9 protein-coding genes are annotated in these 13,215 nt (G+C 71.9%); 5 read left to right on the forward strand and 4 right to left on the reverse strand.

All coding sequences use genetic code 11. From position 1 onward, the window contains the following. Nucleotides 1-134: 134 nt before the first annotated feature. The 3 genes from ACGFZS_RS22610 to ACGFZS_RS22620 form a co-directional block, all read right to left on the reverse strand. Nucleotides 135-2,594, reverse strand: a complete 2,460-nt coding sequence (locus ACGFZS_RS22610) for a SpoIIE family protein phosphatase (protein ID WP_393796662.1) — start codon at nt 2,592-2,594, stop codon at nt 135-137. Between the two features lie 174 nt (nt 2,595-2,768). Continuing rightward, the gene (locus ACGFZS_RS22615; RefSeq protein ID WP_393796663.1) at nt 2,769-5,159 is read right to left on the reverse strand and encodes an MFS transporter; all 2,391 of its coding nucleotides are present in this window, start codon (nt 5,157-5,159) and stop codon (nt 2,769-2,771) included. A gap of 147 nt (nt 5,160-5,306) precedes the next feature. After that, complete coding sequence (locus ACGFZS_RS22620) at nt 5,307-5,750, reverse strand: SRPBCC family protein (protein WP_393796664.1); 444 nt, start codon at nt 5,748-5,750, stop codon at nt 5,307-5,309. A 192-nt stretch (nt 5,751-5,942) separates the two neighbouring features. On the opposite strand from ACGFZS_RS22620, the gene ACGFZS_RS22625 reads away from it, so the two are divergent. The 3 genes from ACGFZS_RS22625 to ACGFZS_RS22635 all read left to right on the forward strand — a co-directional run bounded on the left by ACGFZS_RS22625 (nt 5,943) and on the right by ACGFZS_RS22635 (nt 9,306). After that, nucleotides 5,943-6,980, forward strand: a complete 1,038-nt coding sequence (locus ACGFZS_RS22625; protein WP_393796665.1) for an Rv2578c family radical SAM protein — start codon at nt 5,943-5,945, stop codon at nt 6,978-6,980. Nucleotides 6,981-7,132: 152 nt separating this feature from the next. Then, nucleotides 7,133-8,701: an alpha/beta hydrolase gene (locus ACGFZS_RS22630; RefSeq protein WP_393796666.1), complete on the forward strand. Its 1,569-nt coding sequence runs from the start codon at nt 7,133-7,135 to the stop codon at nt 8,699-8,701. A gap of 71 nt (nt 8,702-8,772) precedes the next feature. Next, nucleotides 8,773-9,306: a GNAT family N-acetyltransferase gene (locus ACGFZS_RS22635; protein WP_393796667.1), complete on the forward strand. Its 534-nt coding sequence runs from the start codon at nt 8,773-8,775 to the stop codon at nt 9,304-9,306. Here the strand turns inward: ACGFZS_RS22635 and ACGFZS_RS22640 are convergent. Beyond that, nucleotides 9,293-9,868, reverse strand: coding sequence for an adenylosuccinate lyase (locus tag ACGFZS_RS22640; RefSeq protein ID WP_393796668.1), 576 nt, complete (start codon nt 9,866-9,868; stop codon nt 9,293-9,295). The two genes, ACGFZS_RS22635 and ACGFZS_RS22640, sit on opposite strands and share 14 nt — an antisense overlap. A 378-nt stretch (nt 9,869-10,246) precedes the next feature. On the opposite strand from ACGFZS_RS22640, the gene ACGFZS_RS22645 reads away from it, so the two are divergent. Together ACGFZS_RS22645 and ACGFZS_RS22650 are read left to right on the forward strand one after the other, a co-directional pair. Continuing rightward, nucleotides 10,247-12,052, forward strand: coding sequence for a 3-hydroxyacyl-CoA dehydrogenase family protein (locus ACGFZS_RS22645; RefSeq protein WP_393796669.1), 1,806 nt, complete (start codon nt 10,247-10,249; stop codon nt 12,050-12,052). A gap of 160 nt (nt 12,053-12,212) precedes the next feature. Next, nucleotides 12,213-13,025, forward strand: coding sequence for a TetR family transcriptional regulator (locus ACGFZS_RS22650; protein ID WP_355719357.1), 813 nt, complete (start codon nt 12,213-12,215; stop codon nt 13,023-13,025). Nucleotides 13,026-13,215 lie beyond the last annotated feature (190 nt).

The following is a 13,215-nucleotide window of genomic DNA, read 5'->3' on the forward strand; positions in this document are numbered from 1 at the left end:
ACTCCCCAGGGTGCAGCCGCATATGACCCGCCGTAAGTGACGGGCCAGTACGGTCTACCCTGCGCAGGTTTCGGCCACAAGCGCCCGGCGCGTTCCTTCACCCCACTTTCGTGGGAACGCGCCCCCTCCCGTGATCAGCGGCGCCGTGAGGTGAGTTCGAACCACACCGTCTTCCCGGCCGACGTACGGCTGGTGCCCCACTCCCGGGCGAGGGTGCTGACCACACGCAGTCCGCGTCCGGTCTCGGCGCCGGGGTCCGTGCCGAGCAGGGTGGGCAGGATGTGGTCGTCGTCATCGACCTCGCACAGCAGGGTCTCGCCGCGGATCAGCCGGAGCTGGACCGGGCGGCTGTGGGAGTGCCGTATGGCGTTGGTGACGAGTTCGCTGACCATCAGTTCGGCGGGTTCGGTGAGCCGGGCCAGGTCCCAGTCGTGCAGCTGTTCGCGGACGACGACGCGGGCGCGGCGGACCTCGGCCGGGTCGAGGGCGAGCCGCCATTCGGCGACGTCCTCGGGCTCGATGCCGTTGAGCCGGGCCATCAGCAGGGCGACGTCGTCCTTGCGGCCGCCGCGGGTGTTGAGGGCGCGGATGATGGTGTCGCAGGCGTCGTCCATGGAGGCGGCCGGGTGGGCGGCGGACTCGCAGAGGGTGGCGAGGCCGACGCCGATGTCCTCGCCGCGCATCTCGACGAGCCCGTCGGTGCACATGACCAGGCGGTCGCCGGGTTCCACGCGCACCCTGAGCGACTCGAAGGCGACCCCGCCGACGCCGATGGGCGCCCCGGTGGGCAGGTCGAGGAGTTCGCTGCGCGCGTCGACGGCCCGCACCAGCACGGGTGGGATGTGGCCGGCGTTGGCGAGGTGCAGTTCGCTCTCGATCGGGTCGTAGACCGCGTAGAGGCAGGTGGCGAGATAGCCGTCGCCGAGGCGCTGGGCCAGGTCGTCGAGGTTGCGCAGGAGCTGGGCGGGCGGCAGGTCCAGGGCCGCCATGGTCTGGACGGCCGTGCGCAACTGGCCCATCATCGCGGCCGAGTTGAGGCCGTGACCCATGACGTCGCCGACGACCAGGGCGGTGCGGGCGCCCGGGAGTTTCACGGAGTCGAACCAGTCGCCGCCGACCCGTCCGAGCAGGGTGCCGGGCAGATAGCGGGTGGCGATGTCGCAGCCCGCCATGCGCGGCGGGATGTGCGGCAGCATGCTGTCCTGGAGGGTCTCGGCGACGCTCTCCTGGAAGGTGTACATGCGGGCGTTGTCGAGCACGAGCCCGGCGCGGGCGGCGAGTTCGGCGCCGGTGACCCGGTCCATGTCGTTGAAGAGCTCGCGCTCGGGGTGGCGCAGCAGGATCATGAAGCCGAGCACGACATTGCGTGCCTTGAGCGGGACGACCAGCATCGAGCGGCCGGTGATCAGCGGCCGGATGTCGCGCTTCTCGAACTGGGAGGCGATGGCGTGGCCCATCTCCTCGCTGATCCGGGGTACCAGGACCGGTTCGCCGCTGGTCATGCACTGGAAGAACGGGGTGTGCGCCGGAAAGGGCATGGCCTCGCCGACCGGGACGACGTCGTCCCAGCGGCCGGGTTCGTCGGTGTGTTCGAGGGCGACCCGGTGCCACATGGTGGTGGTGTCGGGCACCCCGTCCGGGAACCCCTCGCCGGCGACGACCTGTTCGCGGAGGTAGGTGCCGGCGACGTCGGTGAAGCGGGGTACGACGGCTCTGCTGACCTCGACGATGGTCCGGGACAGGTCGAGCGAGGTGCCGATCTTCCCGCTGACCTCGTTGAGGAATTCGAGGCGCTCGCGTACGGCGACGTACTCCAGGTCCTCGCCCTCGTCCTCGGCGAGTTCGTCGGGCAGCGGCAGCCCCTGGGCGGCCACGGCGGCGGCGCGCTCCCGGCGGGCCTTGCGCTCGGTGCGCCGGGCGACGCCCCAGTCGGGGGTGACCGGCACCCGGTCGTTCTGGCTGAACTCCAGGATCGGGTAGCCGAGTTCGAGGACCTGGGCGACGATCCGGGCGCTCTCGTCGACGCTCATGCTGGGCAGGATCTCGGGGAGCCGGCGGGCGAGTTCCTCGGCGCCCGGGAAGTCGGTGTGCAGGGCGAATCCGGGCGCGACGCGCTCGAAGGCCATGTCCTCGTCCTGGCCGGTCCGGCGCAGCCGTTCGGTGTCGGCGGCGAGTACCAGCAGCCGCTCGTCGCCCGGACCGACCAGCGGATACGCCCACCAGAGCACATCGACGCGGTCGCGGTCGCGGTCGCGGCCGGGGTCGGTGAGCCGGGCGCGGCCCGCGGCCGGGAAGTTCAGCCGTCCGTCGAGGGAGGACTCCAGGTCGGGGCCGAGTCCGTCGTACGCGGCGTAGGCCCCGTACGGGGTGATCTCGTCCTCTTCGGGGAGCGCCCCGGAGACGGGCAGCAGATCGAGCACGGAGCGGCCGACGGCCTCCTCCCTGGCGGCGCCGAAGAGCCGCCGGGCGCCGGTGCTCCAGTGGGAGACCTGGCCTTCGCGGTCGACGACGACCACGGCCAGGGGGATGCGGCCTGCCGCGCCGTCCCCAGCACCGAGGCTGGGAGGTGTGTCCCGCTCGCTGCCATGGTCCATGGCCCAGGCCCTCTCTCCCCACGGCTCCGCAAAAGATCTGTGCCGCCCGCCACTACCGTACGGTGGGGGCCGGTTGCGATGTGTGGCAATCCTGGAATTGGTTTCACCGGATCGCACCGGCGCGCGGGTCCGCGCCCCGCGACCGTGCGCACTCGCCTCCCGTTCCGTCCTCGGTCAGTCCTCGTGGCCGAGCTGGAGATCCCGTTCGGTGCGGCCGCCGCCCGCGACCTGGAGAACCGTGGCGACCGGCGGGTAGCCGGCGGCGATGACGGTGTACTCGCCGGAGGAGAGGTCGACGAACCGGAACGTTCCGTCGGCGCCGGTGGTCAGGGTGTCCACCACGTTCCCGGCGGCGTCCAGCAGCGTCACCCGGGCGTCCTCCACGGGCCGCCCGCCGCCGGCCCGGACGGTGCCCTTCAGCACGGCGCCGCCCGCGAGTTCGACGTCCTGCCGGGTCTCCCGGGAGGCCTGGACGGTGACCGGGAGGGCGGCCGGACGGAAGGCGGGGGCGCTGGCGGCGAGGGTGTACTCGCCGGCCACCAGCTCGCTGATGACATAGCCGCCCTCGCGTCCGCTGCGGGTGCTGGCGACGACCTCGCCGTGCACGTTGGTGAGGGTGACGGTGGCGTCCCGTACGGGGGTGCCGTCGGCGGTGAGCACGCTGCCCGCGAGGCGTCCGGCGCCGCCCAGGACCACGTCCAGTTCGACGGGCCGTTCGCCGACGGTCACGGTGACGGCCTGCGGCTGGTGCCCGCCGGCGGCGGCGATCAGGACGTAGGACCCGGAGCCGGGCGTGGCCAGCGCGTAGCGGCCGTCCTCGGCGCTGGCGCCCCGGCCGATCTGGCGGCCGACGGCGTCGATGAGGGTGAGCGCGGCGCGCGGCACCACGGTCCCGTCGGGGTGCTGCACGGTGCCGCAGACGGGGATCCCGGCGCCCAGGTGCGGCGAACGGGCTTGCGGGATCGGTGCGTTCACGGGCATGGACCCGGTTTCGGCGGTGGGGTGGGACACCAGCGGTTTCTCCTTGAGGAAGCAGGCCACGAGCAGGCCGAGGACGAGCACCGGGACCAAGTAGAGGAAGATCCGGGGCATCGCGTCGGCGTAGGCGCGGATGTAGGCGTCGCGCAGCGCCGGGGGCAGCGCGTGGACGAGCTGCGGGGTGAGGGACTCGGGGTCGGGCAGGCGGGCGCCGGCCCGGGCGGGGAGGTGTCGGTGCAGGGCGTCGGTGAGCCGGCCGGCGAAGAGGGTCCCGAAGACGGCGGCGCCGACGCTGCCGCCGATCTGCCGGAAGTAGTTGTTGGCGCTGGTGGCGGTGCCGAGGTCGGCGGGCGGGACGGAGTTCTGGACGGCGAGGACGAGCACCGGCATCACCAGGCCGATCCCGGCGCCGAGCACGGCCATCCAGATGCTGTACTGCCAGCGGGGCGTGCCGACTTCGAGCCGGGAGAGCAGCCACATGCCGACGACGGACAGTCCGCCGCCGAGCACCGGGTAGATCCGGTAGTGCCCGGTGTGGCTGATGAGCTGCCCGGCGATGATCGAGGCGCCGACGATCCCGCCCATCATGGGCAGCATCAGCAGTCCGGACTCGGTCGCGGAGGCGCCGTCGACCATCTGGAGGAAGGTCGGCAGATAGCTGGCGGCGCCGAACAGGGCGACGCCGACGACCAGTCCGACCAGTCCGGTGACGTTGAAGACGGAGTCCCGGAACAGCCGCAGCGGGATGAGGGGTTCGGCCGCCCGGTGCTCGGCGATCAGGAAGAGCACGGTGGCGGCCAGCGCGCCGGCCCCGAGCCCGAGGATGACGCGCGAGCCCCAGTCGTACTCCGTGCCGCCCCAGCTGGTCAGCAGGACCAGGCAGGTCGAGGCGGCGGCGAGCAGCAGGGCGCCCGGGATGTCGAAGCGGCCGCGGGCCCGGGGTTTGGGGAGTTTCAGTACGGCGGTGATGACGGCCAGGGTGACCAGCCCGAAGGGGACGTTGACGTAGAAGCACCAGCGCCAGGAGAGGTGGTCGGTGAAGTAGCCGCCGAGCAGCGGCCCGGCGACGGAGGCGAGGCCGAAGGCGGCGCCGATCAGGCCCATGAAGCGGCCGCGCCGCCGGGGCGGCACGATGTCCGCGATGATCGCCTGCACGCCGATCATCAGCCCGCCGGCACCGATGCCCTGGACGGCGCGGAAGGCGATCAGCTGGTCCATGTTCTGGGCGCGTCCGGCGAGCCCGGAGCCGACGACGAAGACGAGGATCGCGAACTGGAAGACGCCCTTGCGGCCGATGAGGTCGCCGAGCTTGCCGTAGACGGGGAGGCCGACGGTGGCGGTGAGCAGATAGGCGGTGATCGCCCAGGACATCTTGTCGAGGCCGTGCAGCTCGCCGACGACCTTCGGCAGCGCGGTGGCCACGATCATCTGGTCCAGCGCGGCGAGGAGCAGGGCGAGCATCAGCCCGCAGAACACCAACCAGGTGCGGCGCGGCCCGAGTTCGGGTGCCGGGGCGGGTACCGGCACCGGGGCGTCCGAAGGCGCCATGGCCGGTTCCTCGTACTCCACCAGCGTCGTTCCGCCCATGTACCGTTCCCCTCGTCGCACCTGCGCACAATTCCCGCCGTAAGGCGACAACTACGAGCAAGCGCGACGAGTTACGGTACGACTCCGTACGACGTGGAGATCCACTCGAACCGGTGAGGGGGCCAACGCCCCCTGTTCATCGCGAGGTTACTTCTCGACCTCGGCGGCGAGCCTGTCGAGGATCCCGTCGTAGATGCGGCCGAGGCCCTTGGGCGCGAAGGTCTTCTCGAAGAAGCCGCCGATGCCGCCGGCGCCCTGCCAGGTGGTGTGGACGACGACCCGGGACTTGCCCTCGCCGGCCGGGGTGACGCGCCAGGTGGTGACCATGGAGGAGTTGCGGTCCTTCTCGACCAGCTCGCCGTCGGTGGGCTCGCTGACCTCCAGGAGGCAGTCCCGCACACGCTTGCTGGTGGCCTGGAGCTTCCAGTGGACGAGGGTGCCCTCGCCGTCGCCGCCCTCGCGCACCTCGTACTCGCTGAAGTGCTCGGTGAGCAGGTTCGCGCGCGTACCGCTGTAGTCGGCGACGGTGTCGAACACCTTCTCCGCGTCCGCGGCGACGACCCGCTCCGTAGTGGCCTCGACCTGCGCCATCGCTTTCCTCCAGCACCTGAGTTCTCGGGGTTGCGCCAAGCCAACCACCCCGGGGTCCGGCCGCCCAAATCGGGGTCCCCAAGCGATCGGAAAAGGGATCGGAATCGGCGTCCGCGCGGTCTCCACAGATCGTTCGCACGATCATGGGAACATGTGTTCTATTGTGTGGGCAGTGCTACCGAGGAGGCGTCAATGCGCTGGGAGAACCTCACCGAGGAGGCCGGACACGGCCGGGCCACCACCGCGCTGTTCGGTGCGGACGCGGTGACGACCCGCACCTTCGACACGCCCGAGTTCCGTGGGATCACCTTCCACGAGGTGCGGGCGCGGTCGATCATCAACCGGGTGCCGGGCGCCTCGCGGATGCCGTTCGAATGGACGGTGAACCCGTACCGGGGCTGCACGCACGCCTGCGTGTACTGCTTCGCCCGCAAGACCCACAGCTATCTGGACCTGGACACCGGGATCGGCTTCGACACCCAGATCGTGGTCAAGACGAACGCGCCGGAGCTGCTCCGCCGCCAGCTGGGCTCGCGGCGCTGGCTCGGCGACCACATCGCGATGGGCACCAACGTCGACTGCTACCAGCGCGCGGAGGGCCGCTACCGGCTGATGCCGGGGATCATCTCCGCCCTCGCCGACCACGCGAACCCGTTCTCGATCCTCACCAAGGGCACCCTGATCCTGCGCGACCTCGACCTGCTGCGCCGGGCGGCGGACGTCACGGACGTCGGCATCTCGGTCTCGGTCGGATTCGTCGACCCCGAGCTGTGGCGCACGGTGGAGCCGGGCACCCCGGCCCCCGAGCGCCGCCTGGAGGTCGTCCGCGCCCTCGCCGGGGCCGGCCTCGGCTGCGGGGTCCTGATGGCGCCGGTGATCCCCTTCCTGGGCGACCACCCGGCCCAACTCCGGGCCACCGTGCGGGCGATCGCGGCGGCCGGGGCCACCTCCGTGACGCCCCTGGTGCTGCACCTGCGCCCCGGCGCCCGCGAGTGGTTCATGAGCTGGCTGGCGGCCCACCACCCGCACCTCGTGCGGCGCTACGAGCGGCTGTACGCGGAGGGCGCCTACGCGCCCAAGTGGTACCAGCGCCGGATCACCCGTCAGGTGCACGAACTGGCCCAGGAGTACGGCATCGGCCCCGGCAGCGGGGGCACGCCCCGCCGCGTCCCGGCGCCGGCGGCGGACGAGCCCGAACCGGCGGAGCCGACCCAGCTGACGCTGCTCTGAGCGCGGTCGCCCGGGAGGGCGTTCGAGCGCAACCCTCGGCCCAATTGGGTCAATAATCGTCTGAACACGTTCTTCCGGGGCCCGACTCCGGGACGATGCGGCGAGGACCGTGACACGTGCGGTCCGCGATCCCTCCGTCCTGGGAGGACCCCATGCGAACACGCGCAGCCGTGCTGTGCGCCGCCGCCGCTGTCGTGGCCGGGTCGGTCACCGCGCTGCCCGCGAGCGCCACCACCCGAGCCCCCCTCCAGGTGTCCCCGGTGACCTGGAAGAAGTGCGGCACCACCGACTACCCGACGCTGCAGTGCGGCTCGGTCAAGGTGCCCCTCGACCACCGCGACCCGGCCGGGAAGCAGATCACCCTCGCCCTCACCCGCGTCCCGCACACCGCGACCACCTCGCAGGGTCCGCTGCTGGTCAACCCCGGCGGCCCCGGCGGCAGCGGGCTGGGCCTGGCCGGATTCGTGGCCTCCGCGCTGCCCAGGAAGGTGGCCGCCCGCTACGACATCATCGGCTTCGACCCGCGCGGGGTCGGCCGCAGCAGCCCCGCGATCGACTGCGCCCCCGGCTACTTCAAGCCGGTGCGCCCCGACTCGGTCCCGGCCACGCCCGCCCTGGAACAGGCGAACCTCAAGCGGGTGAAGTCGTTCGCGGCGGCCTGCGGCAAGAAGTACGCGAGCCTGCTGCCGTACCTCGACACGGTCAGCGCCGCACAGGACCTCGAATCCGTCCGCCTGGCCCTCGGAGCCCGCCGGATCAGCTACTTCGGCTACTCCTACGGCACCTACCTGGGCGCGGTCTACGCCAAGCTGCACCCGGACCGGATCCACCGCCTGGTCCTGGACTCCATCGTGGACCCGACGGGTGTCTGGTACGAGGACAACCTGAGCCAGAACTACGCCTTCAACGACCGCCACCGCGCCCTGATGGCGTGGATCGCCAAGTACCACGCGACCTACAAGCTGGGCACCGACCCGGAGCAGGTCGAGGCCAAGTGGTACGCGATGCGGGCCGCGCTGGCGAAGAAACCGGCCGGCGGCAAGGTGGGCGCCTCCGAACTGGAGGACACCTTCATCCCGGGCGGCTACTACAACGGCTACTGGCCCTACCTGGCCGAGGCGTTCTCGTCGTACGTCAACGGCAGGAAGGCGACGGCGCTGGTCGAGGCGTACAAGAACTTCGCCGCAGTGGACGCCTCGGGCGAGAACGGCTACAGCGTCTACGCGGCCGTCCAGTGCCGGGACTCCGCCTGGCCGCGCGACTGGAACCAGTGGAGCAAGGACAACTGGGCGGCCTACCAGAAGGCGCCGTTCATGACCTGGAACAACGCCTGGTACAACGCGGCGTGCGTCTACTGGCCGACGACGTCGCTGAAGCCGACGAACATCGCCAACGGCAAGCTCCCCGCATCCCTCCTCTTCCAGGCCACGGACGACGCGGCCACCCCCTACCAGGGCGGCGTCACCGTCCACCGCCTGCTGGCCCGCTCCAGCCTGGTCGTCGAACAGGGCGGCGGCAACCACGGCGTCACCCTCAGCGGCAACACCTGCCTGGACAAGTACCTCGCCGCCTACCTGACCGACGGCACGGTCCCGCGCGGCACCGGCACCGCCGACGCGGTCTGCCGGAAGAGCCCCGACCCGAAGCCCCTGACCACCAAGGCGGCTTCCACGTCGTCACGTGGCTCGACCCTGCACGGACTGCTGGGCTTCCGCGGCTGACAGCCCGCCGACGGCCCCGGCACCCCGGAAAACCGGGGCTGCCGGGGCCGTCCGCTGTCTAGGGTGCCGTCATGAACGACGACTCCCTCCGCATCCGCCCGATGGCCCTCGACGACTGCGACCGGGTCTCCGAGATACGTGTCCGGGGCTGGCAGTACGCGTACGCGGGGCTCATGCCGCAGCCGTTCCTGGACGGGCTCAGCGTCGAGCGGGACGCCGAGCGGCGGCGGGCCCGCTTCCGGGACGGCGAGGACGGGGTGACGGACCTGGTCGTCGAGAAGGCCGGCACGATCGTCGGGTGGGCGGCGCACGGGCCGTACCGGGACGGCGAAGTGCGCACCGGCGCGGCCGAGTTGTACGCGATCTACGTCGACCCGGCACACGTCGGGACGGGGGCCGGGCGGACGCTGCTGGCCACGGTCCTCGAACAGTGCGCCCGGCACGCGCGCCTGTACCTGTGGGTACTGAAGGGGAACGCGCGCGCCCGGCGCTTCTACGAACTCGCGGGCTTCCGGGCCGACGGCACCGAGGAGCCGTACGAGGTCGACGGGGTGGCCGTGCCCGAGGTGCGGTACGTCAGGGAGCTGGGCGTCAGCGCGGCCTAGGGATGTGGGCCAGGGCCTGGACCGCCGCCTGGGCGAGGGTGGGGTGGGCCAGCGCCTCGCTCAGGACGCGGCGGGCGCGGGGGTCGGCCAGGGTGCCGAGGCCTTCAACGCAGGCGAGGGCGACCCGGCGGTAGGGGTCGTGGGGGCGCAGCCGGCGTTCCAGGGTGGTGATGAGGGCCGGGACGGACTCCGGGGCGCGGAGTTCGACCAGGAGACGGACCGGGTGCAGGGCGTAGGCGACGCGGAGTTCGTTGGTGGCGAGGGCGGCGGCCGCGCGGGCGGTCCGGGGGTCCTGGAGGCGGGAGAGGGCGTAGGCGGCGGAGGCGCAGCGGGGTGGGTCGCGGTGGTTCAGGAGGAGGACCAGGGTCTCGAAGGCCCGCCGGTCGCCGGCCGTTCCCAGCCGGTACGCCGCCAACTCCCTGGCCCACAGGGGCTGTCCGGCCGCGGTGAGCACCTCCGCCAACTCGTCGTGGTCCTCGGTGGCCAGGAGCCGTTCGTAGGCGGCCGTTCCCTGCGACTCCTGGCGCAGACGCTCCGTGAGTGATCGCAACTCTTCGTCCACGAAGCCCAGCGTAGAGGGGTCGCGGGGACGGGGGGACGTACATCACAAAGTCGGGGGGCTGGCGCGCTCGTTACCCGCCGGTTAAGCTCAATCGAGCGAGTCACCCACTCGCATCACGCTCACATCGGTTTGGTGACGCAACCGCGGTGAGCATCAGGTCGGTTCGGTACCTCGGTACCGCAGTACGGCACGGCTCCGGGACAGGGCCGGTCGGAATCCGCCGCTCCCGGGCGTGTGCGCGCCCGCGGCGGCAGCACCGGGCGTGTGCGCTCGCAGCCCGGCACCACCCGCATTCACGCAGCTCTCCGTGCACCCGGTGCGCCCCTCGGCGCACCCGGGCGCGTTTCCAGTCGTCACCCTCATTCCTGGAGTCCCGCGATGGCCACTCCCCAGTCCGACCCTTCCCTGTCCCCGCTCAGGACCGTCGCCGTCGTCGGCCTCGGCACCATGGGCACCGGTATCACCGAGGTCCTCGCGACGGCCGGCCGCGACGTGATCGGCATCGACGTCAGCGAGGCCCAGGCCGCCCGCTCCCTCGCCGCCCTGGAGGCCTCCACGGCCCGGTCCGTGGAGCGCGGCCGGCTCACCGAGCAGGAGCGCGCCGACGTCCTCGCCCGGGTCCGCATGGGCACCGACCTCACGGCCGCGGCCGACGCCGACCTGGTCATCGAGGTGGCCCCGGAGTCGTACGACATCAAGCACCAGATCTTCCGCGAGCTGGACGGCATCGTCCGCCCGGAGACCATCCTCGCCACCGGCACCAACGCGCTCTCCGTGACCCGGCTGGCCGCCGACTCGGCGCGCCCCGAGCGCGTCCTCGGCCTGCACTTCTTCAACCCGGCCCCGGCGATGAAGCTGGTCGAGGTGGTCTCCTCGGTGCTCACCGCGCCGAGCGCCGTCGCCACCGTCACGGACCTCGCCCTCGAACTGGGCAAGGAGCCGGTCGCGGTCGGCGACCGCCCCGGGTTCGTCGCGGACGGGCTGCTGTTCGGCTACCTCAACCAGGCCGCCGCGATGTACGAGGCGAAGTACGCCTCCCGCGAGGACATCGACGCGGCCATGCGGCTCGGCTGCGGCCTGCCCATGGGCCCGCTGGCGCTGCTCGACCTGATCGGCATCGACACCGCGCGCACGGTCCTGGAGGCCATGTACGCCGAGTCCCGTGACCGGCTGCACGCCCCGGCCCCCATCCTCAAGCAGCTCAGCGAGGCGGGCCTGACCGGCCGCAAGTCGGGCCGCGGCTTCTACAGCTACGAGGCCCCGGGCAGCGCGAGCGTCGTCCGTGACGCCCAGACCCCGCTGGACGGCTCCGCCCTCACCCCGGGCCGTACGGTCCGCTCGGTCGGTGTCGCCGGCTCCGGCACCATGGCCTCCGGCATCGCCGAGGTCTTCGCCAAGGCCGGGTACGAGGTCGTCCTCGCCGCCCGCAGCGAGGAGAAGGCCCAGGCCGCCAAGGCCCGCATCGGCAAGTCCCTGGACCGCTCGGTCGGCAAGGGCCGGATGACCGCCGAGGCCGCCGCGCAGACCCTGGACCTGATCACCCCGGCGGGCTCGTACGACGCCTTCTCCGACGTCGACCTGGCCGTCGAGGCCGTCGCCGAGGACCTGGAGGTCAAGCAGCAGCTGTTCGCCACCCTGGACAAGGTCTGCAAGCCGGGCGCGGTCCTGGCCACCACCACCTCCTCGCTGCCGGTCGTCGCCTGCGCCCGCGCCACCTCGCGTCCCCAGGACGTGATCGGCATGCACTTCTTCAACCCGGCGCCGGCCATGAAGCTGGTCGAGGTGGTCCGTACCGTGCTGACCGCCGAGGACGTCCACGCGACCGTCCGCGAGGTCTGCGCGAAGATCCGCAAGCACGCGGTCGACTGCGGCGACCGGGCCGGTTTCATCGTGAACGCGCTGCTGTTCCCGTACCTGAACAACGCGATCAAGATGGTCGAGGAGCACTACGCGTCGCTGGACGACATCGACGCGGCGATGAAGCTCGGCGGCGGCTACCCGATGGGGCCGTTCGAACTCCTCGACGTGGTCGGCCTGGACGTCTCGCTCGCCATCGAGAAGGTGCTGCACCGGGAGTTCCGCGACCCGGGCCTGGCGCCCGCGCCGCTCCTGGAGCACCTGGTGGCCGCAGGCTGCCTCGGCCGCAAGACCGGCCGTGGCTTCCGCGAATATGCCCGCCGCTGACGGCGTCGGCGACTGGTTCCGGGACGAGAACGACTGGGGCGGACTGCTCGACCCGGGCAGCCGGCTCCCGCCCACCCGGCCCGGCGCTCCCCTGCCCCTCGCGGGCGGGGGAAACCCCGGACATGCGCATCAAGCTGCGCACATGCAGTACGTTCGGGTCATGTCCCAGCCCGCCAGGTCCTCACGAACACCAGCCACGCCCGACGCGCCGGAGAGTGCCGCAGGCAGCCGCGCGGCGGCCCAGCGGCTCAAGATGCGCCGGGAACTGGCGGCCGCCGCGATGGAGCTCTTCGCGACCAAGGGGTACGAGGCGACCACCGTCGACGAGATCGCGGCCGCGGCCGGGGTCGCCCGCCGCACGTTCTTCCGGCACTTCCGCTCCAAGGAAGAGGCGATCTTCCCCGACCACGACGACACCCTGATCCGCGCCGAGGCGGTGCTGAACGCGGCCCCGGCGCACGAGCACCCGCTCGACACCGTGTGCCGCGGCATCAAGGAAGTCATGAAGATGTACGCGGCCCGGCCGGAGATCTCGGTCGCCCGCTACAAGCTCACGCGCGAGGTACCCACCCTCCGCGAGGCCGAGATCGCCTCGGTGGCCCGCTACGAGCGCCTCTTCACCCGCTATCTCCTGGGCCACTTCGACGAGCACGCCCACGCGGACGACGCCAACGACGACCCGCTGCTGGCCGAGGTCGCGGCGTCGGCGGTGGTCACCGCCCACAACCATGTGCTGCGGCGCTGGCTGCGGGCGGGCGGGCAGGGGGACGTGGAGACGCAGCTGGACCATGCCTTCGCGATCGTGCGGAAGACCTTCGGGAACGGGATCGGCGCGGGCCGGGAGACCGAGCCCCGCCGGCCCGCGTCGGCCTCGGTCGCCTCGCAGGGGGAGGTACTGGTGACCGTGGCCCGTACCGACGCCCCGCTGGACGAGGTCATGCGGACCATCGAACAGGCGCTCAAGGAGCGCTGAGCCCCCTTCCCGGAGTGTCCTCGGACACTCCGCCGCTGTGATGACGGCCACCCGCCCGGGTGGCCGTTTTGGCATGTCAGAGCACCTTTTCAGGCACTCTTCCGAAGCCGTTCGATCGATCATCGCTCATTTGTTACGTAAAGATTTCATCTGAGGCGAAGTCCTGGCACTCAGTGCCTTGCGGCCTGAC

Source organism: Streptomyces sp. NPDC048288 (assembly GCF_043201555.1).
Taxonomy (GTDB): Bacteria; Actinomycetota; Actinomycetes; order Streptomycetales; family Streptomycetaceae; genus Streptomyces.

Coding starts and splice junctions, on each gene's coding strand:
- ACGFZS_RS22650 (WP_355719357.1), top strand. CDS start 12,213: ATGTCCCAGCCCGCCAGGTCCTCACGAACACCAGCCACGCCCGACGCG.
- ACGFZS_RS22630 (WP_393796666.1), top strand. CDS start 7,133: ATGCGAACACGCGCAGCCGTGCTGTGCGCCGCCGCCGCTGTCGTGGCC.
- ACGFZS_RS22645 (WP_393796669.1), top strand. CDS start 10,247: ATGGCCACTCCCCAGTCCGACCCTTCCCTGTCCCCGCTCAGGACCGTC.
- ACGFZS_RS22635 (WP_393796667.1), top strand. CDS start 8,773: ATGAACGACGACTCCCTCCGCATCCGCCCGATGGCCCTCGACGACTGC.
- ACGFZS_RS22620 (WP_393796664.1), bottom strand. CDS start 5,750: ATGGCGCAGGTCGAGGCCACTACGGAGCGGGTCGTCGCCGCGGACGCG.
- ACGFZS_RS22625 (WP_393796665.1), top strand. CDS start 5,943: ATGCGCTGGGAGAACCTCACCGAGGAGGCCGGACACGGCCGGGCCACC.
- ACGFZS_RS22610 (WP_393796662.1), bottom strand. CDS start 2,594: ATGGACCATGGCAGCGAGCGGGACACACCTCCCAGCCTCGGTGCTGGG.
- ACGFZS_RS22615 (WP_393796663.1), bottom strand. CDS start 5,159: ATGGGCGGAACGACGCTGGTGGAGTACGAGGAACCGGCCATGGCGCCT.